This window comes from Micromonospora sp. NPDC047762 (genome assembly GCF_043204655.1).
In the GTDB taxonomy this organism is placed as follows: Bacteria; Actinomycetota; Actinomycetes; order Mycobacteriales; family Micromonosporaceae; genus Micromonospora.
Genome location: NZ_JBIDCQ010000013.1, coordinates 15605 through 41909 on the forward strand (window position 1 = coordinate 15605; position 26305 = coordinate 41909).

General features: G+C 72.5%; 24 protein-coding genes. 13 read left to right on the plus strand and 11 right to left on the minus strand.

Annotated features, from left to right (window positions below; all coding sequences use genetic code 11):
- The first annotated feature begins 31 nt into the window (after positions 1 to 31).
- Positions 32 to 1993, plus strand: a complete 1962-nt coding sequence (asnB, locus tag ACGF3C_RS30540; protein ID WP_357194453.1) for an asparagine synthase (glutamine-hydrolyzing) — start codon at positions 32 to 34, stop codon at positions 1991 to 1993.
- 96 nt (positions 1994 to 2089) lie between these two features.
- Here asnB and ACGF3C_RS30545 read toward each other — a convergent pair whose 3' ends face one another.
- The gene (locus tag ACGF3C_RS30545) at positions 2090 to 3169 is read right to left on the minus strand and encodes a lytic polysaccharide monooxygenase (RefSeq protein ID WP_393227311.1); all 1080 of its coding nucleotides are present in this window, start codon (positions 3167 to 3169) and stop codon (positions 2090 to 2092) included.
- Between the two features lie 368 nt (positions 3170 to 3537).
- Here ACGF3C_RS30545 and ACGF3C_RS30550 point away from each other — a divergent pair, with 368 nt between their 5' ends.
- The 3 genes from ACGF3C_RS30550 to ACGF3C_RS30560 all read left to right on the plus strand — a co-directional run bounded on the left by ACGF3C_RS30550 (position 3538) and on the right by ACGF3C_RS30560 (position 7860).
- Complete coding sequence (locus ACGF3C_RS30550; protein WP_393227196.1) at positions 3538 to 4713, plus strand: XdhC family protein; 1176 nt, start codon at positions 3538 to 3540, stop codon at positions 4711 to 4713.
- 100 nt (positions 4714 to 4813) lie between these two features.
- Entirely contained in the window at positions 4814 to 5749 is a 936-nt protein-coding gene (locus tag ACGF3C_RS30555; protein WP_393227197.1) for a PfkB family carbohydrate kinase, read from the plus strand.
- 242 nt (positions 5750 to 5991) lie between these two features.
- On the plus strand, positions 5992 to 7860 hold the full coding sequence (locus ACGF3C_RS30560; protein WP_393227199.1) for an RICIN domain-containing protein: 1869 nt from the start codon (positions 5992 to 5994) through the stop codon (positions 7858 to 7860).
- A gap of 4 nt (positions 7861 to 7864) precedes the next feature.
- On the opposite strand, the gene ACGF3C_RS30565 is transcribed toward ACGF3C_RS30560, so the two are convergent.
- Together ACGF3C_RS30565 and ACGF3C_RS30570 are read right to left on the minus strand one after the other, a co-directional pair.
- Entirely contained in the window at positions 7865 to 8695 is an 831-nt protein-coding gene (locus ACGF3C_RS30565) for an MBL fold metallo-hydrolase (protein WP_357231123.1), read from the minus strand.
- The gene (locus ACGF3C_RS30570) at positions 8692 to 9096 is read right to left on the minus strand and encodes a thioesterase family protein (protein WP_030488289.1); all 405 of its coding nucleotides are present in this window, start codon (positions 9094 to 9096) and stop codon (positions 8692 to 8694) included. The genes ACGF3C_RS30565 and ACGF3C_RS30570 overlap by 4 nt, the downstream gene beginning before the upstream one ends.
- 127 nt (positions 9097 to 9223) lie before the next feature.
- On the opposite strand from ACGF3C_RS30570, the gene ACGF3C_RS30575 reads away from it, so the two are divergent.
- On the plus strand, positions 9224 to 10291 hold the full coding sequence (locus ACGF3C_RS30575; RefSeq protein WP_393227201.1) for a phosphatase PAP2 family protein: 1068 nt from the start codon (positions 9224 to 9226) through the stop codon (positions 10289 to 10291).
- A gap of 140 nt (positions 10292 to 10431) precedes the next feature.
- On the opposite strand, the gene ACGF3C_RS30580 is transcribed toward ACGF3C_RS30575, so the two are convergent.
- The 3 genes from ACGF3C_RS30580 to ACGF3C_RS30590 all read right to left on the minus strand — a co-directional run bounded on the left by ACGF3C_RS30580 (position 10432) and on the right by ACGF3C_RS30590 (position 13002).
- Entirely contained in the window at positions 10432 to 11952 is a 1521-nt protein-coding gene (locus tag ACGF3C_RS30580) for a PH domain-containing protein (protein WP_393227203.1), read from the minus strand.
- A gap of 43 nt (positions 11953 to 11995) precedes the next feature.
- Positions 11996 to 12505 carry a PH domain-containing protein gene (locus ACGF3C_RS30585; RefSeq protein WP_393227313.1) on the minus strand — a complete coding sequence of 170 codons (510 nt, stop codon included), beginning with the start codon at positions 12503 to 12505 and terminating at the stop codon, positions 11996 to 11998.
- Positions 12506 to 12771: 266 nt separating this feature from the next.
- Positions 12772 to 13002 carry a hypothetical protein gene (locus tag ACGF3C_RS30590; protein ID WP_357225975.1) on the minus strand — a complete coding sequence of 77 codons (231 nt, stop codon included), beginning with the start codon at positions 13000 to 13002 and terminating at the stop codon, positions 12772 to 12774.
- A 240-nt stretch (positions 13003 to 13242) separates the two neighbouring features.
- On the opposite strand from ACGF3C_RS30590, the gene ACGF3C_RS30595 reads away from it, so the two are divergent.
- From ACGF3C_RS30595 to ACGF3C_RS30605, 3 genes are read left to right on the plus strand one after another with little or no spacing between them, the layout of a single operon-like run.
- The gene (locus tag ACGF3C_RS30595) at positions 13243 to 14340 is read left to right on the plus strand and encodes a MoxR family ATPase (protein ID WP_196924350.1); all 1098 of its coding nucleotides are present in this window, start codon (positions 13243 to 13245) and stop codon (positions 14338 to 14340) included.
- Positions 14319 to 15320 carry a DUF58 domain-containing protein gene (locus ACGF3C_RS30600; protein ID WP_112603426.1) on the plus strand — a complete coding sequence of 334 codons (1002 nt, stop codon included), beginning with the start codon at positions 14319 to 14321 and terminating at the stop codon, positions 15318 to 15320. The genes ACGF3C_RS30595 and ACGF3C_RS30600 overlap by 22 nt, the downstream gene beginning before the upstream one ends.
- Positions 15317 to 16267: a VWA domain-containing protein gene (locus ACGF3C_RS30605; protein WP_238682141.1), complete on the plus strand. Its 951-nt coding sequence runs from the start codon at positions 15317 to 15319 to the stop codon at positions 16265 to 16267. Before ACGF3C_RS30600 ends, ACGF3C_RS30605 begins: the two co-directional genes overlap by 4 nt.
- Before the next feature lie 354 nt (positions 16268 to 16621).
- On the opposite strand, the gene ACGF3C_RS30610 is transcribed toward ACGF3C_RS30605, so the two are convergent.
- The 4 genes from ACGF3C_RS30610 to ACGF3C_RS30625 all read right to left on the minus strand — a co-directional run bounded on the left by ACGF3C_RS30610 (position 16622) and on the right by ACGF3C_RS30625 (position 20777).
- Positions 16622 to 17887, minus strand: coding sequence for an acyltransferase (locus tag ACGF3C_RS30610; RefSeq protein WP_393227205.1), 1266 nt, complete (start codon positions 17885 to 17887; stop codon positions 16622 to 16624).
- Complete coding sequence (locus ACGF3C_RS30615; RefSeq protein ID WP_357225982.1) at positions 17884 to 18789, minus strand: alpha/beta hydrolase; 906 nt, start codon at positions 18787 to 18789, stop codon at positions 17884 to 17886. The genes ACGF3C_RS30610 and ACGF3C_RS30615 overlap by 4 nt, the downstream gene beginning before the upstream one ends.
- Before the next feature lie 99 nt (positions 18790 to 18888).
- Positions 18889 to 19551: a response regulator transcription factor gene (locus ACGF3C_RS30620; protein ID WP_357225985.1), complete on the minus strand. Its 663-nt coding sequence runs from the start codon at positions 19549 to 19551 to the stop codon at positions 18889 to 18891.
- Positions 19548 to 20777: a sensor histidine kinase gene (locus ACGF3C_RS30625; RefSeq protein ID WP_393227207.1), complete on the minus strand. Its 1230-nt coding sequence runs from the start codon at positions 20775 to 20777 to the stop codon at positions 19548 to 19550. The genes ACGF3C_RS30620 and ACGF3C_RS30625 overlap by 4 nt, the downstream gene beginning before the upstream one ends.
- Positions 20778 to 20931: 154 nt before the next feature.
- Here ACGF3C_RS30625 and fabG point away from each other — a divergent pair, with 154 nt between their 5' ends.
- From fabG to ACGF3C_RS30645, 4 genes are all read left to right on the plus strand, one after another.
- Entirely contained in the window at positions 20932 to 21636 is a 705-nt protein-coding gene (gene fabG / locus ACGF3C_RS30630) for a 3-oxoacyl-ACP reductase FabG (protein WP_355009692.1), read from the plus strand.
- Positions 21637 to 21663: 27 nt separating this feature from the next.
- Complete coding sequence (fabI, locus tag ACGF3C_RS30635) at positions 21664 to 22431, plus strand: enoyl-ACP reductase FabI (protein ID WP_357194417.1); 768 nt, start codon at positions 21664 to 21666, stop codon at positions 22429 to 22431.
- A 99-nt stretch (positions 22432 to 22530) separates the two neighbouring features.
- Positions 22531 to 23559 carry a ferrochelatase gene (locus ACGF3C_RS30640; RefSeq protein WP_357225991.1) on the plus strand — a complete coding sequence of 343 codons (1029 nt, stop codon included), beginning with the start codon at positions 22531 to 22533 and terminating at the stop codon, positions 23557 to 23559.
- A 15-nt stretch (positions 23560 to 23574) separates the two neighbouring features.
- A complete protein-coding gene (locus tag ACGF3C_RS30645; RefSeq protein ID WP_091403868.1) occupies positions 23575 to 24354 on the plus strand; it encodes an HAD-IIA family hydrolase in 780 nt (259 codons plus the stop codon).
- Between the two features lie 31 nt (positions 24355 to 24385).
- Here ACGF3C_RS30645 and ACGF3C_RS30650 read toward each other — a convergent pair whose 3' ends face one another.
- Positions 24386 to 25180, minus strand: coding sequence for a hypothetical protein (locus ACGF3C_RS30650; RefSeq protein ID WP_357225995.1), 795 nt, complete (start codon positions 25178 to 25180; stop codon positions 24386 to 24388).
- Between the two features lie 303 nt (positions 25181 to 25483).
- Between ACGF3C_RS30650 and ACGF3C_RS30655 the strand changes: the two genes are divergently transcribed.
- Positions 25484 to 26296, plus strand: a complete 813-nt coding sequence (locus ACGF3C_RS30655) for a DUF3097 domain-containing protein (RefSeq protein WP_357194409.1) — start codon at positions 25484 to 25486, stop codon at positions 26294 to 26296.
- Positions 26297 to 26305: the final 9 nt, after the last annotated feature.

Genomic DNA, 26305 nt, shown 5'->3' on the forward strand with positions numbered 1-26305 from the left:
GGCCGACAGCGCGCGTGGAAAGATGGCCACCATGTGCGGACTTCTGGCCTTCTTCAGCGCGAACGGCAACGCCGCAGCGCATCGCGACCACATCGCCGGAGCGTTGGAATGCCTGCACCACCGCGGCCCCGACGAGACAGGGGTCGAGGTGGTCGGCGACGCCTCCGGCCGGTACGCGGACGGCGTGTTCGCCCACAAGCGGCTGGCCATCATCGACGTCGCGTCGAGCCACGAGCCACTGCCCTACGCGAACGGCCGTTACCTGCTGACCTTCAACGGCGAGATCTACAACTACATCGAGCTGCGCGAGGAGTTGATCAGAAACTTCGGTGCCCAGTTCGCCACCGCCGGTGACGGTGAGGTGATCGTCGCGGGCTACCACTTCTGGGGTGAGCAGGTGCTCACCCGGCTGCGGGGCATGTTCGCCTTCGTCATCTGGGACCGGCAGGAACGGCGGGCGTTCGGTGCCCGCGACTACTTCGGCATCAAGCCGATGCACTACCTGGAGACCGCCGACGGCCTCTACCTGGCCTCGGAGAAGAAGGCGCTGCTGCCGTTCGCGCACAGCAACTACCAGGGCGACGCGGGCGTCGACACGGCGAACCTGAGCCACTACCTGACCCTGCAGTACGTCCCCGAGCCCGGCACCCTGCACAAGGGCATCAGCCGGATCGGCTCCGGGGAGTACCTGAACTGGACCCCGGGCGGCCGGATCGACGTACGCCGGTGGTACCGGCCGGTGTTCCGGCCGGCACCGGTCGACGACGAGCAGAGGCTCTACCACGAGATCCGCGAGACGCTGCGGGAGAGCGTGCGCATGCACATGCGCTCCGACGTGCCGGTCGGCTCGTTCCTGTCCAGTGGCATCGACTCCACAGCGGTGGTGGCGCTGGCGCGGGAGTTCAACCCGAACATCCTGACCTTCACCGTCGGCTACGACGTGCCGGGTTACTCGGAGATCGACGTCGCCCAGGATTCGGCCCGGCACCTCGACGTCACCACGATCCCCACCAAGATCGGTCCGCAGGACATGATCGACGCGCTGCCGAAGATCGTCTGGCACCTTGACGACCCGGTGGCCGACCCGGCGCTGGTACCGCTCTACTTCGTGGCGAAGAAGGCCGCCGAGCACGTCACAGTGGTGCTCTCCGGTGAGGGCGCGGACGAGTTCTTCGGCGGTTACACGATCTATCGGGAGCCGCTGTCGCTGGGCAGCGTCAACGGTCTGCCCGGCGGTGTGCAGAAGGGGCTGCGCGCGGTCTCCAAGGCGATTCCGCAGGGCGTCAAGGGCAAGAGCTTCCTGGAGCGCGGCACCACCCCGATCGAGGAGCGTTACTACGGCAACGCCCGGATGTTCACCGAGGAGGAGAAGCAGCACCTGATGCGCCGCTACGACCCCTCGGTGCGCTACACGGACGTCACCGCCCCGATCTACGCCGAGTGCACCGAGCTGGACGACGTCACCAAGATGCAGTACGTCGACCTCTACACCTGGCTGCGCGGCGACATCCTGGTCAAGGCCGACCGGATCTCGATGTCGCACTCGCTGGAGGTGCGGGTGCCGTTCCTCGACCGTGAGGTGTTCGACGTCGCGGCGAAGATCCCGGTGGACCTGAAGTTGCCGCCGCGCTCCGACGCCACCAAGTACGCGATGCGTCAGGCGTTGCAGGGTGTCGTGCCGCCAGCCATCGTCAACCGCAAGAAGCTGGGCTTCCCGACCCCCACCCGGGTCTGGCTGCGTGGCGAGATGTACGAGTGGGCCCGGCACGTGCTGAGCACCTCGGGCGCGGGTGACCTGCTGGACCTGTCGTACGCGCTGCGGCTGCTCGACGAGCACAAGCGGGAGGAGGCCGACCACTCCCGCAAGGTGTGGACGGTGCTGATCTTCTGCATCTGGCACGCGATCTTCGTGGCCAAGACCCTCGACCCGGGTATCCAGCGCAACCAGTCCGCCCTGCTCACGAAGCCGGTGGTCGGTTCCATGGTCCGCTGACCCGGCCCAACGTCTCCAACATTGATCAAGAGGTTTGCGTCACCCGAGTTGCTCCAGGTGACGCAAACCTCTTGATCATCTAGCCGGGGTTGGGCCTCAGCGGCCGGCGCAACTCACCGTGGGGACGCCGTTGGTTCCTGTGGAGCTGGCCAGGAAGCCGAACGTCGCGGTCCCCGACGGCGCGACAGTGCCGTTGTAGGCCACGTTTGTCGCCGTCACCGACGAGCCGGACGACGTCTGTGTCGCGCCCCAGATCTGGCTGATCGCCTGCCCGTTGGGCCAGGTCCAGCTCGCGGTCCAGCCGGACAACGCCGAACTGCCGTTGTTCGTGATCGTGACATCGCCCTGGAAGCCACCCTGCCAGGAACCCGACACCTTGTAGCTGGCCGTGCAGGCGCCACCGGCCGGCGGCGGGGTGGTGGTCGGCGGCGGGTCGGTCGGACCCGGCGTCGGCGTGGTCGGCGTGGGGGTCGGCGACGTCGTGCCACCCCGGATGCCGGTCACCTGGCCGTTGCCACCGTCGAAGACCACGTCAGAGCAGCCGAAGAAGTTCTCCTGTGAGTCCGAGCGGACCCAGCGGGAGTAGATGATGTGCTGGCCGCTCTTGCCCGAGGGCAGGTTGCCGCTGAAGTAGTAGTGCCCGTCGTTGCTGCCGACCGAGCCGCGCTGCGGCGGGTTGGTCACCGTCAGGAACGGCTCCTCCAGGTCACTCCAGGCCAGGGCCCGGGTCGGGCTCCAACTGTTCTTCGTCACGTAGAAGTAGAACGTGCCCGGGTGGTGCGCCCAGTTGCTGTACTTGAAGTCCAACCGTGCCCCGGCGGTCAGGTGGGTCAGCGGCCAGTCGGTGCGGGGCAGGTCGTAGCCGCGGAAACCGGTGGCCCCGCCGCTGCACAGTTGCCCGTCCGGAATGAAGCCGGTGGTCCGGCCGCCAGCGTCGGAGCGCAGCACGCTGAACCAGTTGTAGAGGGAGTTCGTCCCGCTCTGGGCCACGGCGGCGGAGCACGCGGGGTTGGTCGGCCTGATCTCGCCGGTCGTACTGAGGCCGTCCTGCCAGCACAGGTAGGTGCGGCTGCCGGGCGTCATCGCCGCGCCGTGCGCGGCGGCCGGCTGTGGAGTGGATGCCAGGGCGACAGCGCCGAGCGCGAGGGTCATGGCCGCGGTGAGCAAGGCGGCCATACGGGAACGGTTCACAGGGTCTCCTGACTCGCGAGGGGCGCTGGCTGAGCCGCCCCGCCGCAATCGGGTGGGATGTGGCGTGATCGCCCCGCTGTCGTGAGCGGTGCGACGATCACGGCGACGTGCCCCGGCGGAAAACAGCCGGTGGACGTGCGCCGTCGACGGTCCTGTCCTGGACCGGTGCCCTCGCGTCTAACCAACCCGGCAACCGGCGGCGCCGCAGCCCTCGCACCGCCCGGTACGCGTCATCCCACCACGCCGCAGCGGCCGAGCGCAATAGTCATTCCTCGATGTATGAGAAGACCCGCCGGTCGTCGTTGGACGTCATATCCTGCGTACGGGGAGCGGGGACGGGGAGGCGGCCGCCGGTGCCGGACGTGTTCGACGAGGTGCACCGCCGGTGCCGCGACGGCGAGGCGGTCGCGCTGGCCACCGTGGTGGCCACCTGGCACTCCGCCCCGCAGCCACCCGGCGCCGCCATGGCCGTCGCTACCGACGGCACGGTCATCGGCAGTGTCTCCGGCGGCTGCGTCGAGGCCGATCTCTACGAACGGTCCCGCCGTGTGCTGGACACCGGCCAACCCGAGCTGTGCCGCTACGGGATCAGCGACGACGACGCGTACACAGTGGGCCTGACCTGCGGCGGCATCCTCGACGTGTTCGTGGAGCGCGTCGACGCGAGCGCCCTGCCGGCGCTGGACGCGGTCGCCGCAGCCCGTAGCGGCGGCCACCCGGCGGCGATCGTCACCTGCGTGGCCGCCGACGCCAACGACGATCCACAGGCCGACGCCGGCAGTTCACCGGGCACCGAACCGACCGACCCGGCCCGGCGGCTCGGCCGGCGGATCGTGCTGACCGGCCAGCGGTCCGTCGGCTCGCTCGGTGACGACCGGCTCGACGACGCGGCCAGCGCCGACGCCCTCGGGCTGCTCGCCGCCGGGCACAGCGGCATGCTCCGGTACGGGTACCACGGGCAGCGCCGAGGCGGCGGCGTCAGCCTCTTCGTGACCGCGTACGCCACCCCGCCCCGGATGATCGTCTTCGGTGCGATCGACTTCGCCGCCGCGGTGGCCCGGATCGGCGCGTTCCTCGGCTACCGGGTCACCGTCTGCGACGCCCGGCCGGTCTTCGCCACCGCGCGCCGCTTTCCCGACGCGGACGAGGTGGTGGTGCAGTGGCCGCACCGCTACCTGCGTACCGAGTTGGCGGCCGATCGGCTCGACGAGCGGACGGTGGTGTGCGTCCTCACCCACGACCCCAGGTTCGACGTGCCGTTGCTGGAGTTGGCGCTGCGCCACCCGCTGGCGTACGTGGGCGCGATGGGCTCACGACGTACCCACGACGAGCGACACAAGCTGTTGAGCGAGGCGGGGCTCGGCCCGGCGCAGCTCGCCCGGCTCGCCTCCCCGATCGGGTTGGATCTCGGTGGTCGTACCCCCGAGGAGACCGCTGTGAGTGTGGCCGCGCAGATCGTCGCGGCCCGGTGGGGCGGCACCGGTCGCCCCCTCGCGGTACTCGACGGGCCGATCCACCAGCCGGGGTAGCGCGGCCTTCGGCGCCCAACGGGCCGTGCGCTGTGCCAGCCTGGTGCCACGGAGGTCGGCTCGGCGATCGGCGGCCGGTGGCGACGACGAGAGGATCGGCATGGGATACGCGGTGGTGCTCGGTGAGGCGCTCGTCGACCTGCTCGACAGCGATCTCGACGGGGAGCGGGTCTATCGGCAGGCCATCGGCGGCGGGCCGCTGAACGTCGCCGTCGGGGTGGCCCGCCTCGGCGGTGCGGCACAGTTCGTCGGCTCGCTCGGTGACGACGCGCTGGGCGGCCGGATCCGCGCCTTCCTCACCGCGGCCGACGTCGGGGTGGCCGGTGCGATCACGGTCCCGGCGCCGACCACGCTCGCGGTGGTCACGTACGCCGGGCCGGAGCCGGACTTCCGTTTCTACGGCGAGCCGGCCTCCTACGGACTGCTCGGTCCCGACGATCTGGACCTGGCGTTGCTGGAGGGCGCCGACGTGCTCTACTGCGGCTCGATCGTGCTGCTCCGACCCGCTACGCTCGCCGCCGCCCGCCGTGCCTGGTCGCTCGCCGCCGGCCTGCGGGTCTTCGACCCGAACGTACGTCCCCGGCTGCTGAACGGGCCGGGCGCGCTGGAGGGGCTGCGCGAGGTGGTGGCCGAGTTCGCCGCCGGCGCGCACCTGGTCAAGCTGAGCGCAGCCGACGCTGTGCTGCTCTATCCCGGTGAGCCGGTCGAGGGGGTGGCGGCGTACCTGCGTGAGTTGGGGGCGGCCACTGTGGTCGTGACGCTCGGCGCGGCCGGTGCGGTGCTGGCTGCCGCCGACGCCGACCCGGTCCGGGTGCCGGCCCCCAAGGTCAATGCGATCGACGCCACCGGCGCGGGTGACTCGGTGATGGCCGCGCTGATCGCCGACCTGCTCGTCGACGGCGAGCCAAACAGCCCGTCGGGCTGGACCGAGCGGGTGGCCTTCGCGCTACGGGTGGCCGGCCTGGTCTGCGAATCCCCGGGCGGCGCCACCGCCATGCCCACCCGCACCGCAGTACAAAACCGCTTCAACCCCTAACCCCAACCCCAACCCCAACCCCACGCCCCCACGCCCCCGCGCCCCCTTCCCGGCGTCGATCTTGCAGTTTCTGTCGACGTTTCGTCAGCTGTGCCCTGCTTTCGCCCCGCACAAGGTGCAAGATCGCGTGCTCGGGCGGGGCGGGCGGGGGCGCGGGGCGCGGGGAGAGGGGGCGGGGTGCGGGGGCGGGGGGAGGGGGCGGGGAGAGGGTTGACCTCGGGGATTTGTGAACGTTAACATCGATGACGCGCGATGGAAACGTGGGCGTCGTCGGGGAGGTTCTGATGCGGGTGGTTCTGGTGCCTCTGGCGTTCCGCCACGTTGCGGCCCTACTGGTCATGCTGCTCGTGGCTGCCGGGATGGTCGTCGCCCACCCGCCGGAGCGGGCGGCCGCGTGGGACAACGGGGTGGCCGACACCCCGCCGATGGGGTGGAACAGCTACGACTCGTTCAACTGGCGGGTCACCGAGACCGACGTCCGGGCCAACGCCGACTACATGGCCACGAACCTGCGGCAGTTCGGCTGGGAGTACGTGGTGATCGACTGGGCCTGGTACTACCCCGGTCAACACAACAACAGCCCCAACCAGGACGCGAACCTGCAACCCCGGCTCCGGATGGACGCCAACGGACGGCTGCTGCCGGACACGACCCGGTTCCCCTCCGCCGCCGGTGACAACGGGTTCAAGCCGCTCGCCGACTACGTCCACGCGAAGGGGCTGAAGTTCGGCGTCCACCTGATGCGGGGCATTCCCCGCCAGGCGGTCGCCGACAACGTACCGATCCTCGGCACCACCTGCCGCGCCAACCAGATCAACAACACCACCACCGCGGCCTGGCTCAACCTCATGTGGGGCCTGAACATGTCCAACCCCTGCGCGCAGACCTACCTGGACTCGATGTTCCAGTTGCTGGCGTTCTGGGGTGTCGACTACGTGAAGGTGGACGACATCGCCGCCCCGACGTACCGGCAGTCGGAGGTCGAGGGGTACCGGACGGCCATCCAGCGCAGCGGCCGACCGATGGTGCTGAGCCTTTCGCCCGGCCCGACCTCGCTCTCCAGCGGCGCACACGTCCAGGCCAACGCGCACATGTGGCGGATCGTCAACGATCTGTGGGACAACTGGTCGTCAGTGGACGCGCTCTTCGACCAACTGCGCAACTGGACCCCGTACCGCGCCACCGGCGCCTGGCCCGACGCCGACATGATCCCGATCGGCCGGCTCTCCAAGTACGGGCCGGTCGGCTCGCCGCGATACTCCAACCTGACGTCGGACGAGCAGCGCACCCTGATGTCACTGTGGGCGATCAACCGGGCGCCACTGATGTGGGGCGGCAACCTGGTCGAGAACCGTGCCGCCGAGCTGGCGTTGATGACCAACGCTGCGGTCCTGGGAGTCAACCAGAACAGCGCGAACAACCGTCAGCTCTACGGTGGCAGCCGGCAGGTGTGGACCGCCGACGTGCCGGGCAGCAACCACCGGTACGTCGCCCTGTTCAACAGGGACAGCAGCGCGGCGCAGGTGTCGGTGAACCTCGCCGACCTCGGGATTGGGTCGGCCGCCGTGACCGACCTGTGGTCCGGCGCGGCCCTCGGCACGGCGACCGGGACCCTCACCCGGTCGCTCCCGGCCCACGGCGCCGGGCTGTACCGGCTCGCCCCGGACACCACGGTGCCGGTGCCGAGCGCGTACACCCTCGCCGCGCGGCACAGCGGCAAGCTGCTGGACGTCAACAACAGCGCGACCACCGACGGTGCCGACGTGGTGCAGTGGGCCGCCAACGGTCAGCCCAACCAGCGGTGGCGGTTCCAGGACGCTGGTGGGGGTTACCAGACGGTGGTCAGCGCGCACAGCGGAAAGTGCCTCGACGTGTACGGCGGCGCGGGCGCCACCGCCGACGGGGTACGGGTCACCCAGTGGACCTGCAACGGCGGCACCAACCAGCAGTGGCGGGTGCAGGACCTCGGCACGGGTTACGTGCAGCTCGTCGCCCGGCACAGCGGCAAGTGCCTCGACGTGCTCAACTCCGCCACCACCGACGGTGCCCGCGCGGTGCAGTGGACGTGTGGCACCGGCACCAACCAGCAGTGGCGACGTACCTCGGTGTAGGCCGTCAGGCCGTGCCGTTCAGTTCCAGGTAGCCGCGCTGGGCGGCGACCAGGGCCGGGCGGGCCCCGAAAGGGGCCTCGGCGGCCACCCGCTCCGGCGGGGCGCTGCCGGTGTGCGCGGCCCGGATCAGCCAGGCCAGCTTCGCCAGCTCCGCGTGCTGAGCCCGGACGAAGTCGACGTCGACCGGGTCGCCGTGGCCCGGGATCACCACAGTGCGCGCGGTGGTGAGTCGCAGCAGGTCCGCGACCGCGTCCGGCCACCGCAACGGGTACGAGTCCTCGAAGGCGGGCGGGCCACTCTGCTCCACCAGGTCCCCGGCCACCAGCACGTCGGCGTCCGGCACGTGCACCACCAGGTCGGCCTCGGTGTGCCCCCGCCCGGGGTGGCGCAGCAGCACCTGTCGACCGCCCAGGTCGAGGACCGTCTCGACGTGCACGGTGTGCGTGGGAGCGAGCAGCGAGGTGTCGGCCAGCTCGGCGGCGAGCGCCGGGTGCTCCGTGCGCAACTCCTCGTACGCCTCCCGGCGCAGCCGCTCCGGCTCCTCGCGCAGGGCGGCGGCGGCCAGCTCGTGCGCGTACACCGGGCGGGGTGGGTCGCCGGCCAGGACGGCGTTGCCGAAGCAGTGGTCGTAGTGGTGGTGGGTGTTGACGAGCGTCAGCGGACGGTCGGTGACCGCCCGGACGGCCGCGGCCAGCTCGGTGGCCTGGGCGGCCGACGAGAGCGTGTCCACCAGTAGCGCCTCGTCGTCGCCGACGACCAGTGTGACGTTGACCCGCAGCAGCGGTTCGGCCAGCACGTGCACCCGGTCGGCGACCTCGACGAAACCGGCGTTCACGACGCCCGCCCGGCCCGTTCGACGAAGCGTCCCCGGTCGACCAGGATCCGGTCCACCCGGCCCCGGGCCACCGTCTGGTCGCCGTCGCTGACCGTGACCTCGAACGACAGCCGGCGACCGTCGACGGTCGCCAGCAGCGCCTGCGCGCGGACCGTCCGGCCGACCACTGTCGGCGCCAGGTGCTCCAACTCGACCCGGGTGCCCACTGTCGTGGAACCAGGCGGCATCCCGGTCGCCGTCGCCGCGACGGTGGCCGCCTCGGCCAGCGCCAGCACCCGGGGGGTGCCCAGCACCGGTACGTCCCCGGAACCGACCGCCTGGGCGGTGTCCGCGTCGGTGACGGTCAACTCGACCTGGGCGGTCAGACCCGGCGCGAAGGCCGGCTCGGGCTGCTCCTGCATGGTCGTCAGCCTAGGTGCTCGCTGGACCCGTCGAGCACGCGCCCGACGATCCGGACGCGACCACCCCGGACGCGCAACGGGTGGTCCCCGTCGGTCGATGCCGTACCCGTCGTTAACCTTGACCCCGATGGCCGTCGCGACTGACCCCCAGCCCCCCGCCCGGACCGACCCGCCCGCGTCCCCGGACGGGGGTCGTCGGCGCGTCGTCGCCATGACCGTCTGGGCGGTCGCGTTCGTCGCCGCGTGGCTGGCCATCGGGCTGCCCACCGACCCGGCGTACGCCTTCGTCTGGATCTGGCTGGCGACCATCGCCTGGAACAGCGATCGGCCGTGGCGTAGCCACCTGCGCTTCGCCCGGGACTGGGTGCCGGTGGTGCTGCTGTTCGTGATCTACAACCTCTCGCGCGGGTTCGCCGACAACGGGGCCACGCCGCACGCGATGGAGTTGATCGTCGCCGACCGGTTCATGTTCGGCTGGGCCACCGGCGGTGAGGTGCCCACCGTCTGGTTGCAGCAGCACCTCTACCACCCGCAGGTGCACTGGTGGGATGTCGCGGCGAGCTGGGTGTACTTCTCCCACTTCGTGGTGGCGCTGGCCGCCGCCGCGGTGCTCTGGCTGCGCGACCGGCACCGCTGGGCCGCGTACATGCGGCGGTGGGGTTTCCTCTGCGCGGCCGGCCTGGTCACCTACTTCATCTACCCGGCGGCCCCGCCCTGGTGGGCGGCGCAGAACGGCCTGCTCACCGAGGTCGCCCGGATCTCCACCCGGGGTTGGAAGGCGTTCGGCATGCACGGTGCCGGCAACGTCCTCAACGCCGGCCAGATCGCCTCCAACCCGGTCGCCGCGATGCCGTCGCTGCACACCGCCTGGGCGTTGTTCGTGGTGCTGTTCTTCCTGACCGCCACCCGTCGTCGCTGGTGGCCGCTGCTGCTCGCGTACCCGCTGGCGATGACCTTCACCCTGGTCTACTCGGGTGAGCACTACGTGATCGACGTGCTGGTCGGCTGGGCCTACGTGGGGCTGACCTTCCTGGTGGTCGGTCTGGCGGAGCGTGGCTGGGCGGCGTGGCGTGTCCGCCACCCGAAGGCCGGAACGCAACCGCCCCCCGACTCCCCGCACAACGAGCCGGAGCCCCCAACCCCACGCGAACCGAACAGCGCCACCACCCACCCCCAGGTCCCCGCCGACCACTGACCCCCACCAAGGCCCGACCCCGCCCCCGCCCCCATCCCGTTGATCATGAAGTTATTGCCCTCCCGCGCGGCGTGTCGGGGCAACAACTTCATGATCACCGCGAGGGGAGAGGGTCGGTCAGGGGGGGTGGAGGGGCGGGGTCAGGGTTGGGGGGTGGTGGTGCGGGCCTGGTGGGCTCTTGTCGTCAGGTCGGCTGCCAGGGCCCAGGCTTCGGCCAGGTCGCGGTCCTGGGCGGTGGCACCGGAGCCGCCCGCGGTGTCCGCGTGCACGGTGGCCAACCCGAGACGGCGCTGGATGGGCCCCTGGACCACCCGCACGCTCTGGATCCGGGCGTACGGCACGATCACCAGTTGCCGGGTGAGCCGCCCCGACCGGGTGGCGAACACCCGCTCGAACAGCCCCGCGCCGAACGCGGCACGGCCCAGCGGGTGCAGCCAACGGGTCCGGCGCGGCGGCGGGCTCAGCGCGAGAGCGTCGAGGCGTACCCCGGGAAGCACCTCGGCGACGATCATCGTCGCCGTCGGCAGGTCGCCGACCGGCAGCAGCCGGTCGGGCCGGTTACGGTCGTCGGCCTCCGCGACGGAGTAACCGGCCACCTCCAGCCGCAGCCGCAGCCAGCCCTTCACCCGCCACAACAGTGGCCAGGTGGCCCGCACGGTCTGCACCCGCTCCAGCGGCACGGTCTGCGCCCGCGTCTCCAGCAGGCCGTTGTGCACCCGCAGCGTGCCGCCGTCGCGGGCCAGCCGGAAGTTCCAGTCGTCGAGGACGCGGCGGATCGGTTGCAGCAGCACACCCGCCATCGCGGTCAGGGTGCTCGCCACCGCGACGAACGACCACGAACCGGCGGTGAGGAACTGCACCACGACGAAGGCCACACCGAACGGGAGCAGGAACGCCTGTGGAGTGAGCAGTTGGCTGATCAGCAGGTTCTGGTTGCTCACCGCGTGCAGTGGCCGGCCCGGTACGGCCGCCGGGGGCGCCGTCGCACCCGGGGCCACCGGGGCCGCCGCGTCGCCGGGTACGGGCTGCTGCGCCACCCGCCCGGCCAGTACCAGCAGACGTTCGCGCAGCACTGCCGCGTCGCCCACCCCGAGGTACGCCAGTGGCGCCTCGGTCTTGCCTCCACCGACCACCTCCAGGCGCAGCTCGGCCAGGCCGGTGAGCTGGGCGAGCAGCGGCCGGACCACCTCGACGGCCTGCAACCGTTCCAACGGGATGGCCCGGGTACGCCGCCAGAGCAGCCCCTCGTACACCCGTAGTTCCCGGCCGACGACGTGGTAGCCGGTGTTGTACCAGCTGATCACCGACAGCACTGTCGCGCCGAGCGCCAGCACCGCCACCATGGCGGCGAACCAGCCGAAGCCCACCCGCGACAGCGTCGACCAGGACAGCCCGGCGATCACCACGACCAGGGACTTGGCGCCGTGCAGCACCGGGCTGAGCGGGTGCAGTCGTTGCCGGGGTTCGCCCTCGCCACCACCCGGCGGTGCCGGCCACGGCGCGGGCGCCCCGGGCGGCACCGGCCCATCGGGTGCCGCGCCAGGCGGCACCCGTCCAGGCGGTGTCGCGCCATCACGAGCCGTGCCATCGGGCAGCAGCGGCCCCGGTGGTGTCGGGCCGGTGGGCGGCACGGTGCTCGGCTCGCCGGGCCCGTCGCTCATCGGAGCGGCCCTCGGTGCGGTCGGCGGCTGCCCGCGCGGGTGCTCACAGCCCCTCCGCCCGATCCTCGCCGAGCGCGGTGAGTCGATCGCGCAGCCGGGACGCCTCCGCCGGGCGCAGCCCGGGCACCCGGGCGTCGCTCGCCGCCGCCGCCGTGTGCAGCTGCACGGTGGCCAGGTCGAAGGCGCGCTCCAACGGCCCGGCGCTCACGTCGACGAACTGCATCCGCGAGTACGGCACGATGGAGAGCCGGCGCACCAGCAGCCCGTGCCGGACCAGCAGGTCGTTCTCCCGCTCGGCGTACCCCCAGGCCCGGACCGCGCGGACGATCGCGATGGCCCGCCACGCGCCGAGCACCAGCACGACGGCCACGGCGAGCCCGAACAACCAGTGGCCGCTGAACGCCCAGGCGACCCCGGTCACCGCCAGCCCGATGGCCACCACGATCGCCAGCCGGATCAGCTCCACCCAGATCAGGTCGGTGGAGATCGGCTGCCAGTTGACAGTGTCGGGCCAGGGCTCCAGCGGACCCCGGCCACCCGGCACACCAGTCATCAGCGCGCCGGGGTCGGGCGGCAGGAGGCCGGGAGGCGGCAGGTCGGGTGGGCGCTGGTCGGCGGCGGGCACCGGCCGGTGACCGGGTGGCAGCGCACCCGGAGGCAGCGGGGCGGGCGTCGAGACATCCGGCGCGGTGGGCTCCGGGCCGAGCGTGCCGGGTGCGGGGAACGCGCCGGGCGGCGGGTCGACGCCGGGTGGTGCGGTGGCCGGGGTGGGCGGCCAGGACGGGGAGGTGGGGCCGGGGGAAGCCGGAGGGTCGCCGCTCACACGTCGAGCGTAGGCGATCCGGGCACCGGAGTGACGGCACGCAGGAAGCCTCGAGCGTCGAGGAAGTCGCCGAGGCTGCCCCGGTGCCCTGCACAGGCCAACCAGGTCTTGCGCCGATCGGCGTCGTGCAGGCGCGGATTGTTCCACTCCAGTGCCCAGACGGCGACGGACCGGCAGCCCCGGGCTGAACAGATCAGGGCCTCGTCGGCGGGGGAGAGGGTGCTCATCCCGGCCAGTCTAGGGCGGCGCGACGGAGAGCTTGAGCGCCGGGCGACCACGGGGGGAGCCGCCCGGCGACGGGGTGAATCGTACACGCGGCAGGCCGGTATGTGCACACCCGAGATGTGTGATTCGGCTGCCGGGGACGGCGCGCCCGAAATCGGCTTCTCCCCACCTCGACACTCAGCAAGGCGTGCGAGTCTTGATACCGCACGAGCCGCGACGACCGACAACGCTGTGGAGGACCGGTGGCCCAGCCGACCATGCCCGACGCCCCGACGCCGAACGGAGCGGCACCTGCCCCGGTGACCACACCAGCGCAGGACGCCACCCTGCTGGAGAAGGGCCTGTTCGAGATCAAACGCGTGATCGTCGGGCAGGACCGGATGGTGGAGCGGATGTTCGTCGCGCTGCTCGCCCGAGGTCACTGCCTGCTCGAAGGCGTGCCCGGGGTGGCCAAGACCCTGGCGGTGGAGACCCTGGCCAAGGTCGTCGGTGGGTCTTTCGCCCGGGTCCAGTTCACCCCGGATCTGGTGCCCGCCGACATCATGGGCACCCGGATCTACCGGCAGTCGAGCGAGAAGTTCGACGTCGAGTTGGGGCCGGTCTTCGTCAACTTCCTGCTCGCTGACGAGATCAACCGTGCGCCGGCGAAGGTGCAGTCCGCGCTGCTGGAGGTGATGAGTGAGCGGCAGGTGTCCATCGGTGGGGAGAGCCACCGGGTTCCCGACCCGTTCCTGGTGATGGCCACCCAGAACCCGATCGAGCAGGAGGGCGTCTACCCGCTGCCGGAGGCGCAGCGGGACCGGTTCCTCATGAAGATCGTGGTCGGCTACCCGACCGACGCGGAGGAACGGGAGATCGTCTACCGGATGGGCGTGGCGGCGCCCGAGCCGACCGCGGTGTTCGACACCCCGGAGCTGATCGCCCTGCAACGCAAGGCGGACCAGGTCTTCGTCCACAATGCCCTGGTCGACTACGCGGTCCGGTTGGTGCTGGCCACCCGGGCCCCGGCCGAGCACGGCATGCCCGACGTCGCGCAACTGATCCAGTACGGGGCCAGCCCGCGTGCCTCGCTGGGTCTGGTCCGGGCCACCCGTGCCCTGGCGTTGCTGCGCGGGCGTGACTACGCACTGCCGCAGGACGTTCAGGACATCGCGCCGGACATCCTGCGGCACCGGTTGGTGCTCAGCTACGACGCGCTCGCCGACGACGTACCCGCCGACCACATCGTGCAGCGGGTGATGTCGACGATCCCGCTCCCGGCGGTCGCTCCCCGGCAGCAGGCCACCCCGCCGTCGATCGCGCCGCCGCCGGGCGCTGGCTGGCCCGGGCAGCGCCCGTGACCTCACCCACCCCTCGTCCGGCCCCCCTGGCCGACCGTAGCGAAGCCGTGCTGTCCCGGCTTCAGCTGCTCGTCACCCGCAAGCTCGACGGTCTGCTCCAGGGCGACTACGCCGGCCTGCTGCCCGGACCGGGCAGTGAGGCGGGTGAGTCCCGGGAGTACCGCCCCGGCGACGACGTACGCCGGATGGACTGGCCGGTCACGGCCCGGACCACCACACCGCACGTGCGGCGTACGGTCGCCGACCGGGAGCTGGAGACCTGGCTCGCGCTGGACCTCTCCGCCAGCCTGGACTTCGGGACCGGGCAGTGGCTCAAACGGGAGGTGGTGGTGGCCGCCGCGGCTGCCATCACCCACCTGACCGTGCGCGGAGGTAACCGGATCGGTGCCGTGATCGGCACCGGTGGCGGGGTGTCCGCCCCGGCCCGACGCTGGCGGGGCGGACCACCGCCGGCCGGGCCCGGGGTGCTCACCCGGCTGCCGGCCCGTTCCGGACGCAAGGAGGCGCAGGGCCTGCTGCGTGCCGTCGCCGGCACCGCCATCCAGCCCGGCCGTGGTGATCTGGGCGCCCTGATCGAGATGCTCAACCGTCCGCCCCGCCGTCGCGGGGTGGCCGTGGTGGTCTCGGACTTCCTCGCGCCGGCCGAGCAGTGGGCGCGGCCGATGCGCAAGCTGCGCGTCCGCCACGACGTGCTGGCGATCGAGGTGGTCGACCCGCGTGAGCTGGAGTTGCCCGACGTGGGCGTGTTGCCGGTGGTCGACCCGGAGAGCGGCGAGCTGCACGAGGTGCAGACCGCCGACCCGCGGCTGCGGCAGCGCTACGCCGAGGCCGCCACCGCCCAACGGGCCACGATCGCCGCTGCCCTGCGCGGCGCCGGCGCGGCCCACCTGCGTCTGCGTACCGACCGAGACTGGCTGCTGGACATGGTGCGATTCGTGGCCGCGCAGCGGCACGCGCGTACCCGGGGGACGACACGATGATCCGTTTTCTGCAACCGTGGTGGCTGCTGGCCGTGCTGCCGGTCTTCGCCCTCGCCGCGTTCTACGTCTGGCGGCAGTTGCACCGCCGGGCGTACGCGATGCGGTTCACCAATGTGGATCTGCTGCGTACCGTCGCGCCGAAGGGCCTGGGCTGGCGTCGGCACGTCCCGGCGACCGCCTTCCTGCTCTGCCTGCTGGTGCTGGCCACCGCGCTGGCCCGTCCCGCTGTGGACACCAAGGAGCCGCTGGAGCGGGCCACGGTGATGCTCGCCATCGACGTGTCGTTGTCGATGCAGGCCGACGATGTGGCGCCGAACCGGCTGGAGGCGGCCCAGGAGGCGGCCAAGCAGTTCGTCAGTGAGCTGCCGGAGAGCTACAACCTGGGCCTCGTGTCGTTCGCCAAGGCGGCCAACGTGCTGGTGCCGCCGGGCAAGGACCGGGACGCGGTGACCAGCGCCATCGACGGGCTGGTGCTGGCTGAGGCGACCGCGACCGGCGAGGCGGTGTTCACCTGCCTGGAGGCGATCCGGTCGGTGCCGGCCGACGGCGCGGCGGGTATTCCACCGGCCCGGATCGTGCTGCTCTCCGACGGTTTCCGGACCTCCGGTCGGGCGGTGGAGGAGGCGGCCGCGGCCGCGCAGGCCGCAAACGTTCCGGTCTCCACCATCGCCTTCGGCACCGACACCGGCCAGGTCGACATCGGCGGGCAGTTGCAGCGGGTGCCGGTGGACCGGATGGCCCTCGCCGAGCTGGCCGAGACCACCGAGGGTTACTTCTACGAGGCGGCCTCGGTGAGCGAGTTGAAGCAGGTCTACCAGGACATGGGCAGCTCGATCGGGTTCCGCACCGAGCCGCGTGAGGTGACCCAGTGGTACGCCGGGGTGGCGTTGCTGCTGGCGCTCTGCGCGGGCGCGTTCAGTCTGCTGTGGTCGTCCCGGATGTTGTGAACGGCTGCGCCGGCGGCGGTCGACGGTCGCCGCCGGCACCAGCACCAGGCAGCGCGAGCTGCCGGCCCGGAGCGGTCAGTGACCGCCGCCGGCGAGCACGAAGACGATGGCCACCCAGACGGCGGCGAGGGTGAAGCCCAGCGGGGCGACGTAGCGGCTCATGGACGGCTCCGGGTGGCGGCTGGACGGTCCGCGTGCGGGGGCGGACCGCAGGGGGTGGGGACGCGCACACGAAGTCGTGACCGGGCGGCTCCCGGCGACCGCCCGGGATCGGGCGGTGCGGCACACTCACCTCGGCAGTTGCCGACGTGGTGGGGAGCGGAGCGGGGTCAGCTCACCAGACTGAGTCGTGGCTCAGCGGGACTGACCATCGGCCCGGCCACGACTGGGAGGATCGCTATCTCGCACAGCGATCACCTCCTGCAAGTCGGGCGGGCCGGAACGTCGATGATCGTACACCTGCGGTGCCGACGGAACGCACTCGGCCGACCGGTCGGCGGCCCCTCCACCGCCCGGTTGGCGACGCCACCCGCCACCAGCGCGTACGCCCCGCCGAAACAACCTCGGCTGACCCACCCGCACCACGGTGACCAGCACCACGGCGAGCAACGGCAGCCAGCAGCAGCGCGCCAGCACCCACCCCGGGCCGTCCGGGGCGGTGTGCAGACCAGGCAGGGCCAGCCCGCCGCGGGCGGCGAGCGCGGTCACCGCCACCAGTACCGGCTGGTGCCACAGGTAGATCCGGACGGCGGACCGGTTCACCTCGGTCACCGCCCGGCCCGGCAGCGGTCGGGTCAGCAGCCGGTGCAGTGCCGGCCGGGCGAGCAGCCCCAGCCCGACCTGGGTCACCGCCAACGCCACGACCAGCAGCGACGGCGGGTTCAGGTTGGACACCCCGGCCCCGGGTACGCCGACCGCGCTCACCGGGTAGCCCAGCGCCACCAGCGCCGCCAGCGCGACAGCCCCACCGGCCGCCAACGTGCCGCCCGCCCGCCGGCCGTCCAGCCGCCCGTCGGCGTGCGCCACGCCCAGCAGGTACGGCACCGACCAGGCCGCCAGCACGGTGACCGGAGGCAGGTCGGTGCCGGACGGCAGCAGCCGGACGGCCAGGTCGACCGCTGCCACCACGGCCACCGCCGGCGCTACGCACCGGGCCACCCCCCACCGGCGTACGGCGACGCGCAGCGGACCGGTCACCGCGACCAGGATCACCAGCGGCAGCAGGAACCACAGCGGGCTGACCGCCAGCCGCAGCGCGACGGCGAGCGTGTCGTCCGAGGTGCCGACGACGGTCGCGGCGAGCAGCACGGCGGCCCCCACACCGAGCAGCGCCACGGTGGGCAGCAGCAGCCGCCGCAGCCGACCGGCCACCCAACCGCCCGCGCCGCCCGGGTGACGGGCCAGCGACCGGGTCGAGCCGAACCCGGCGGTGAAGAAGAACAGCCCGAGCGTCTGCAACACCCACGTCATCGGGGCCAGGTCGGGCAGGGCGGTCAGCGGACTGGCCTGGTGCAGCCCGCCGTCGCCGGTCAGCACCAACCCGGTGACCAGCCAGTGCCCCAGCACGACCCCGCCGATGGCGTACGCCCGCAAGGCGTCGACGGCACGGTCCCGGCTCACCGGGCGTCCCCGATCCCGTCGGTGTCGACGCCGCCCAGCACGACCGCCGCCACCGCGACCAGCGTGGCGCTGCCCGGCGCGAGGTAGCCGTCGTGCCCCGCCACCCCACCCACCGGCAGGGGTCGGGCACCGAACGCCGGATCGCCGGGTCGCCGGCCGAAACCCAGGCCGGGCAGCCGCACCGGCGGTACCCGACGGATCCAGTCGGTCGGCGACTCGGCCGCCCAGAACCGCCGCCCGCCGGGCAGGTCGCCGGCGCGCTGCACCCCGGCGCCGACGCCACCGAGGCTGACCACGTCGGTGACCTGGGCCGGGGCCTTCGCCGCCGCCAGCGACACCACCAGCGCCCCGTAGCTGTGCCCCACCAGCGTGATCGTCGCCGCCGGACGGCGTCCGGCCAGTTCCCTGAGCAGCGTGGCCAGCCCGGCCGCGCCGCGCCGCGCGCTGACGCCACCGGCGGCCGTCAGGACCCCGTCGGGCGGGTCGTAGCCGAGCCAGGCCAGCACCGCGACCCGCGCCGCCGGTTCGAGCGCCCGCAGCTCCCGGTAGAGCTGCCCGGCCTGCACCGCCGGCGCCCGCCGGGCCACCCCGCCCAACCCCCTGTCGAAGTCGGCGAGGGTACTGCCGACCCCCGGCACCAGCACCGCGATCCGGTCCGCGTCGGCGAGGTCGCCGAAAACCTCGACCGCGCGGCCGTCACCGCGCTCGTCGAACAGCAGGAACCGGCGTCCGTCGGCCGCCCAGTCCGCGTACGGGGGACCGGCCGCGCGCATCGCCGCCGCCGTCAGGGGGTACGCCTCGACGAACCCCACCGCCGTGGCCGGCTCGGGTCGGGTCGGCAGAACCAGGTTCACGCCGAGCAGCGCGGCCATCGCCACCCGGCTGGCACCTCGTCGTCGCATCACGGTCTCCCTCCGGAATGTCGTCCGGAGGGAGACTGCGCCCAGGGGCGGGGCCCGGTCGTCGTCCCGCAGAGCCGTTTCCGGGCTGGCTCCACAGGGCTACTCGCCGGCGGCCACCAGACCCGTCTCGTACGCCAGCACCACTGCCTGGGCCCGGTCGCGCAGACCCAGCTTGGCCAGGATCCGCCCGACGTGCGTCTTCACCGTCTGCTCGGCCACCACCAGGTCACCCGCGATCTCCGCGTTGTTGCGGCCCCGGGCGATCAACCGCAGCACCTCGGTCTCGCGCGGGGTGAGCCCGGCCAGGTCGGTGGGGCGCGGGCCGCGGCGATCCGGACGGGCCGCGAACTCGGCGATCAGCCGACGGGTCACCCCCGGGGCGAGCAGCGCGTCCCCGGCCGCCACCACCCGCACCGCCTGCACCAGGTCGGCCGCCGGGGCGTCCTTGAGCAGGAACCCGCTGGCCCCGGCGCGCAGCGCCTCGTACACGTAGTCGTCCAGGTCGAAGGTGGTGAGGATGAGCACCCGGGGCCGCTGCGTCGACCGGTCACCGAGCAGCTTGCGGGTGGCCTCCAGCCCGTCCATGACCGGCATCCGCACGTCCATCAGCACCACGTCCGGGTCGAGGTGGCGGGCAGCGGCCACCGCCTGCGCGCCGTCGGCGGCGTCCCCCACCACCAGCAGATCCGGTTGGGCGGCGAGCAGCGCGCCGAAACCCTGCCGGACCATCGCCTGGTCGTCGGCGATCAGCACCCGGATCATCGGCCCCCGCCCTCCGCGTCGTACGGCAACTCGGCCGCCACCGCGTAACCCCCGTCGGGCAGCGGCCCGGCGGTGAACGTACCGCCCAGCGAGGTGGCTCGCTCCCGCATGCCGGTCAGCCCGTGCCCGGAGCCACCGTCGGCGGTCGGTCGGACGTCGGCCGGGGAGTTCTCGACGCGTACCCCCAGACCGGACGGACCGGTGCGGACGGTGACCCGCACCGCGGCGCCAGCAGCGTGGCGGGCCGCGTTGGCCAGGCCCTCCTGCACGATGCGGTACGCGGCCAGCCCGACCGGCGCGGGCACCCGGTCGTCGTCCACCGACTCGGCGTCCAGGGTCACCGGCAGCCCGGCCCGGCGTGCCGCGTCCACCATCGCGCCCAGGTCGGTGAGGTCCGGCTGCGGCGCGGTCTGCGGCCCGCTCGTCTCGCTGCGCAGCACCCCCAACAGCCGCCGCATGTCGGTCAGCGCGTCGCGGGCCGACGCGGCGATGGCGACGAACTCCGCGGCTGCCGGGGCCGGCACGTCCGTCAGCCGGTACGGGGCGGTCTCCGCCTGCACCGCGATCAGCGACATGTGGTGGGCCACCACGTCGTGCAGTTCCCGGGCGATCCGGGTGCGTTCCTCCAGCACCGCCCGACGTTCCTGCTCACGTTCGCTCAGCTCGGTCTGCGCCACCAGCGCCCGCCGGGACAGCCGGTTGCGCCGGATCAGGTCGCCGGCGATCGCCAGCGCGCCGAGCAGCAGCAGGACCGGAACCCGGTTGTCGGGGTGGACCAGGGTGAACACCGGCACCGTGCTGATCGCCACCACCCAGGCCAGCACCGGTCGGTCGACCCGTGCGACGACCACCGCCGCCACCGCGATCGACCCGAGTGCCAGCGGCGGGGTCCACGGCCAGGCCTGGTCGGCCGGGGCGTTGAACGTGCAGATCAGCAGGGCCAGCACCGTCAGCCGCCAGGCCAGCAGCGGACGCCGGGGCAGCGCCAGCAGCGGCGCCACCGTCATCGCCGCGAACAGGAGCGCGATCGGCGGCGGCAGGCCCCAGTCGCTCTCCACCGTCAACGTGATCAGGAAGAGGCCGAGCGCGGCGAGCAGGCCGACCGGCGCGGCGTACGGGGCCAGCCGGGGCCAACGGGCCAGCAGCGGCCGTTCGGGCCGGGCGTCCGGGCCGAGCAGGGTCTGCCGCAGGGCCCGCAGGGCCACCGCGATCGGATGCCGGTTCACCACCCGGAGGCTACGGGCCGACCCCGCCACGAGGCGTGCCACCAGGGGTTGATCCCGGTGTCGTACCCCGGTGTGACACGACTCCCGTTAGCGCTTACCTGCCGGTAACGCCTAGGCTCCGACGCGTCCGTGCTGACCATCGCAAGGGGGAACAGTGGCTCGCACCGTGCTGGTGACCGGGGGCAACCGGGGGATCGGCCTGGCCATCGCGCAGGCCTTCGCCAAGCAGGGCGACCGGGTGGCGGTCACCCACCGCAGCGGCGAGGCGCCTGAAGGGCTGTTCGGCGTTCGCGCCGACGTCACCGACGCCGCCTCGATCGACGCCGCTTTCGCCGCCGTCGAGGCCGAGCTGGGGCCGGTCGAGGTGCTGGTCGCCAACGCCGGCATGACCGCCGACACGCTGCTGCTGCGGATGACCGAGGAGCAGTTCACCGACGTGGTGGACACCAACCTCACCGGCGCGTTCCGGGTCGCGAAGCGGGCCTCCGGCAAGATGCTCCGCGCCAAGTGGGGTCGCATGATCTTCATCTCCTCGGTGGTCGGGCTCGCCGGCGGCGCCGGGCAGGTCAACTACGCCGCCAGCAAGGCCGGCCTCGTCGGCGTCGCCCGCTCGATCACCCGGGAGCTGGGCAGCCGCAACATCACCGCGAACGTGGTGGCGCCCGGCTTCATCGACACCGACATGACCGCCGGCCTCACCGACGACCGCAAGGCGGAGATCCTCAAGTCCATCCCGGCCGGCCGGATGGCCAGCCCGGACGAGGTCGCCGACGTGGTCACCTGGCTGGCGTCCGACAGCGCCGGGTACGTCTCCGGCGCCGTCATCCCGGTCGACGGCGGCCTCGGCATGGGCCACTAACCCTTTTGACTACGGAGGAAATCAGCGATGTCCGGACTGCTCGCCGGTAAGCGACTGCTCGTCACCGGTGTCATCACCGACGCCTCGATCGCCTTCTCGGTGGCGAAGCTCGCCCAGGAGAACGGCGCGCAGGTCGTCCTCACCGGCTTCGGCCGGATGTCCCTGGTCGAGCGGATCGCCAAGCGGCTGCCCGAGCCCGCGCCGGTCATCGAGGTGGACGTCACCAACACCGAACACCTGGCCAGCCTCGCCGACCGGGTCCGCGAGCACGTCGACGGCCTCGACGGCGTCGTGCACTCCATCGGCTTCGCCCCGCAGAGCTGCCTCGGCGGTGGCTTCCTCGACGCGCCCTGGGAGGACGTGGCGACCGCCCTGCACGTCTCCACCTTCTCGTACAAGTCCCTCGCGATGGCGGCGCTGCCGCTGATGTCGCCCGGCGGCGCGGTGGTCGGCCTGACCTTCGACGCGACGAAGGCGTGGCCGGTCTACGACTGGATGGGCGTGGCCAAGGCCGGCCTGGAGTCCGCCTCCCGCTACCTGGCGATGCACCTGGGCAAGCAGGGCATCCGCAGCAACCTGGTCGCCGCCGGGCCGCTGCGGACCATCGCCGCCAAGTCGATCCCCGGCTTCGACCAGTTCGAGGACGCCTGGGCCGAGCGGGCCCCGCTGGGCTGGAGCCTCACCGACCAGGAGCCCGCCGCCAAGGCCTGCCTGGCGCTGCTCTCCGACTGGTTCCCGGCCACCACCGGCGAGATCGTCCACGTCGACGGCGGCTACCACGCCATCGGTTCCTGACCCTCCCCGCGACGCCCACTGGTCGCCGTCCGCGTGATCTACGCGTCCGGACCAGGGGGCGTCGCCGGGGCGTCCCGGCCGAGGGGCAAGAATGACCCCATGTCGTACGACGCGGTGGTGCTGGTGTCCTTCGGCGGGCCCGAGCGGCCCGAGGACGTGATGCCGTTCCTGCAGAACGTGACCCGGGGCCGGGGTGTGCCTCCTGAGCGGCTGGCCGAGGTCGCCGAGCACTACCAGCACTTCGGTGGCGTGTCCCCGATCAACCAGCAGTGCCGGGACCTCCTGGCCGCCGTCCGCGCCGACTTCGCCGCGCACGGTGTCGACCTGCCCATCTACTGGGGCAACCGCAACTGGGACCCGATGCTCGCCGACACCGTGACCCAGATGCGCGACGACGGGGTCACTCGGGCACTGGCATTCGTCACCAGCGCGTACGGCGGCTACTCGTCCTGCCGGCAGTACCAGGAGGACATCGCCGCCGCGCGTGCCGCCGTCGGCCCGGACGCCCCGGTGATCGAGAAGCTGCGTCAGTTCTGGGACCACCCCGGCTTCGTCGAGCCGCACGTCGACGCGGTCCGGGCGGCGTTGAGCCAGCTCGACCCGGCGAAGCGGGACACCACCCGGCTGGTCTTCACCGCCCACTCCATCCCCAACTCGATGGCGGCCAACGCCGGCCCGCACGGCGGCCGGTACGAGGCGCAACTGCACGAGACCGCCCGGCTCGTCGCCGCGGCCGCCGCACCCGACCTGGGGTACGACCTGGTCTGGCAGAGCCGCTCCGGCCCACCGCAGGTTCCGTGGCTGGAACCGGACATCAACGACCACCTGGCCGCCCTCGCGCAGGGCGGCACCACCGGTGTGGTGGTCAGCCCGATCGGGTTCGTCTCCGATCACCTGGAGGTCGTGTGGGACCTGGACACCGAAGCGCTGGAGACGGCGAAGCAGCTCGGCCTGGACTTCGTCCGGGCCGCTACGCCCGGCACCGACCCGCGTTTCGTGACCATGGTGCGTGAGCTGGTCACCGAGCGGACCGACCCGGACGGCGCGCAGTTGCGCCGCCGCCTGGGCGAGCTGCCCATGTGGGACACCTGCGCCACCGTCTGTTGCGTGCCGACCCGTCGCCCCTGACCTCTGAGGATCATCATGCATGACCGTAAGCCCGTGCAGAGTTGGCTGACCGACATGGACGGCGTGCTGGTGCACGAGGGCCAGCCGGTGCCCGGCGCGCCGGAGTTCATCAACCGGATGCGCGCCTCCGGCAAGCCGTTCCTGGTGCTGACCAACAACTCGATCTACACCCCCCGGGACCTGACGGCCCGACTCAGCCGGATGGGGCTGGACGTGCCGGAGGAGTCGATCTGGTCGTCGGCGCTGGCCACCGGCCAGTTCCTCGCCGACCAGCGCCCGGGTGGCACCGCGTACGTCATCGGTGAGGCCGGGCTGACCACGGCGCTGCACGCCGTCGGCTACGTGCTGACCGATTTCGCCCCCGACTACGTGGTGCTCGGCGAGACCCGCACCTACAGCTTCGAGGCGATCACCAAGGCTGTCCGCCTGATCAACGACGGCGCCCGGTTCATCTGCACCAACCCCGACGTGACCGGCCCGTCCGTGGAGGGCGCGCTACCCGCCGCCGGCTCGGTCGCTGCCATGATCTCCAAGGCGACCGGGGTCGAGCCCTACTTCGTCGGCAAGCCCAACCCGATGATGATGCGCTCGGCGCTCAACACCATCAACGCCCACTCGGAGAGCACCGCGATGATCGGTGACCGGATGGACACCGACATCCTGTGCGGCCTGGAGGCTGGGCTGGAGACCATCCTGGTGCTCACCGGGATCAGCAGCCGCACCGAGGCGGAGCGTTACCCGTACCGCCCGTCGCGGATCATCAACTCGGTCGCGGACCTGCTCGACGAGATCTGACCTGACCTCAACCGGTGTTGCGGGGCTCCGGTCAGGGGCGCAGGGGGGCGTTGCAGGCGGCCACCAGCGCCTGCCGGCAGGCCGCGGTCAGGGGGCGGAGTGCCGCGTCTCGTTGCTGCGCCTCGTAGTTGTTGATCGCGCCGCCCGGGGCGGCGTGCCCGGCCAACGCCAGCACCCGGTCGAGCACCGCGGCCCGGGCGAAAAGTCGGCGGGACCGCGGGTCGAAGCCCGGTGGGAGATCGGTGGTGCCGTCCGGGCGGCGGAGCGCGGCCAGCGCACCCGCCAGCTCGGGCCGCCACTGGGCGACGTCGAGGCGGGTCAGCACGGCTGTCGTCTCGGCCAGCGCGGCGGCCAACTCGGCCTCCGCCTCGGCGGCGCCAGGCAACGAGAGTGACGCTGCGGGGGCGTTGGCCGGCAGCGGGTAGACCCGCCAGAGCACCGTCTCGAAGCAGTCTCCCGAGCCGGAGGTGTGCAGCCGCACCTGGGGGATCAACCCCAGCCCGCCGGCGACCACCGCCTCACCCGTGACCAGCGCCGCACCGGCGAAGTCGCCGGGGCCGGGCAGACCCCTCGGGTCGCCCGGCGCGGGCAGCACCAGGCGGATCTCGTCCGGGGAGAGCTTGGCCAGGGTGGGCAGCGCGGCACCCAGCGGGACGTCGGTCCAGGTGCCCGGGGCGTCCGCAACGAGGTGTTCCTCGTCGCCGGCGATGGCGTCGGCGACCTCGTCGAAGGGCACCAACCCGGCGCGCCACGCGCGCACCCAGGCAACGAACCGGCTGGACCGGCGCGGCGCGAGTGTGACCGCGCCCGTTGCGGGGGTGGACATGCCGAAAGGGTACGTGGTCACGACCGGCCCTGTCTCGGCTGCCGCTCCGGTCGCCCGGCCTGCCCCCAACTGCCCTGTTCGCCCTGATCCCCGCTCCGGCCCGCCCGTGTCTCCGTGCCCCGGGTCGCGTCGATCATGCAGTGGTGGTGGGTGACAGGCACCGGTTGTAGCCGTTTTGTGGAGCACCACAACTGCATGATCGACAGCGGCGGGCGGCGGTTGACGTGAGGGGTGCGGCGTTTGGGGGTTGGGGGTGGTGTGTCGGGGGTGGGGTGGGAGCGGGCTGGGTCTAGCGTGATCGACATGGCGGGGCGATACGGCGAGGACGTGTTGGCGGGCGACTGGCGACGGCGCAAGGTCACCCCCGAGGTGGACGCCGAACCGGATCTCGTGGTCGAGGATGCCGACTCCGGATTCTGTGGAGCGGTGGTGGGCTTCGAGGCCGGCGCGGTGGTGTTGGAGGACCGGCACGGCAAACGGCGCAACTTCCCGCTGCTGCCGGCGGCGTTCCTGCTCGACGGCCGCCCGGTGACGCTGCGCCGCCCCACCCGTGCACCGGTTCCGGCGGCCCGTCGACGCACCGCGTCCGGCTCGGTCGCCGTGGACAACGTGCGGGCCCAGGTGGCGAAGGCCAGCCGGATCTGGGTGGAGGGCATCCACGACGCCGCGCTGGTCGAGCGGATCTGGGGCGACGACCTACGGATCGAGGGCGTGGTGGTCGAGCCGTTGGACGGCATCGACGCCCTCGACGCCGAGGTACGCGACTTCGGCCCCGGCCCGACCCGACGACTCGGCGTGCTCGTCGACCACCTGGTGCCGGGCAGCAAGGAGAGCCGGATCGTCGCCCGGGTGAACTCGCCGCACGTGCTGGTGACCGGGCACCCCTATGTGGACGTGTGGCAGGCGGTCAAGCCTGCCGCGTTGGGTATCGCGGCGTGGCCGGTCGTGCCGCCGGGGCGGCCGTGGAAGGAGGGGGTCTGCGCGGCCCTCGGAGTGGCCGAGCCGGCCGACATGTGGCGGCACATCCTGTCCCGCGTGAACAGCTTCGCCGACGTGGAGACCCCTCTGATCAACGCCATGGAACGCCTCATCGACTTCGTCACCGAGCCGGCCTGACCGCCCGAC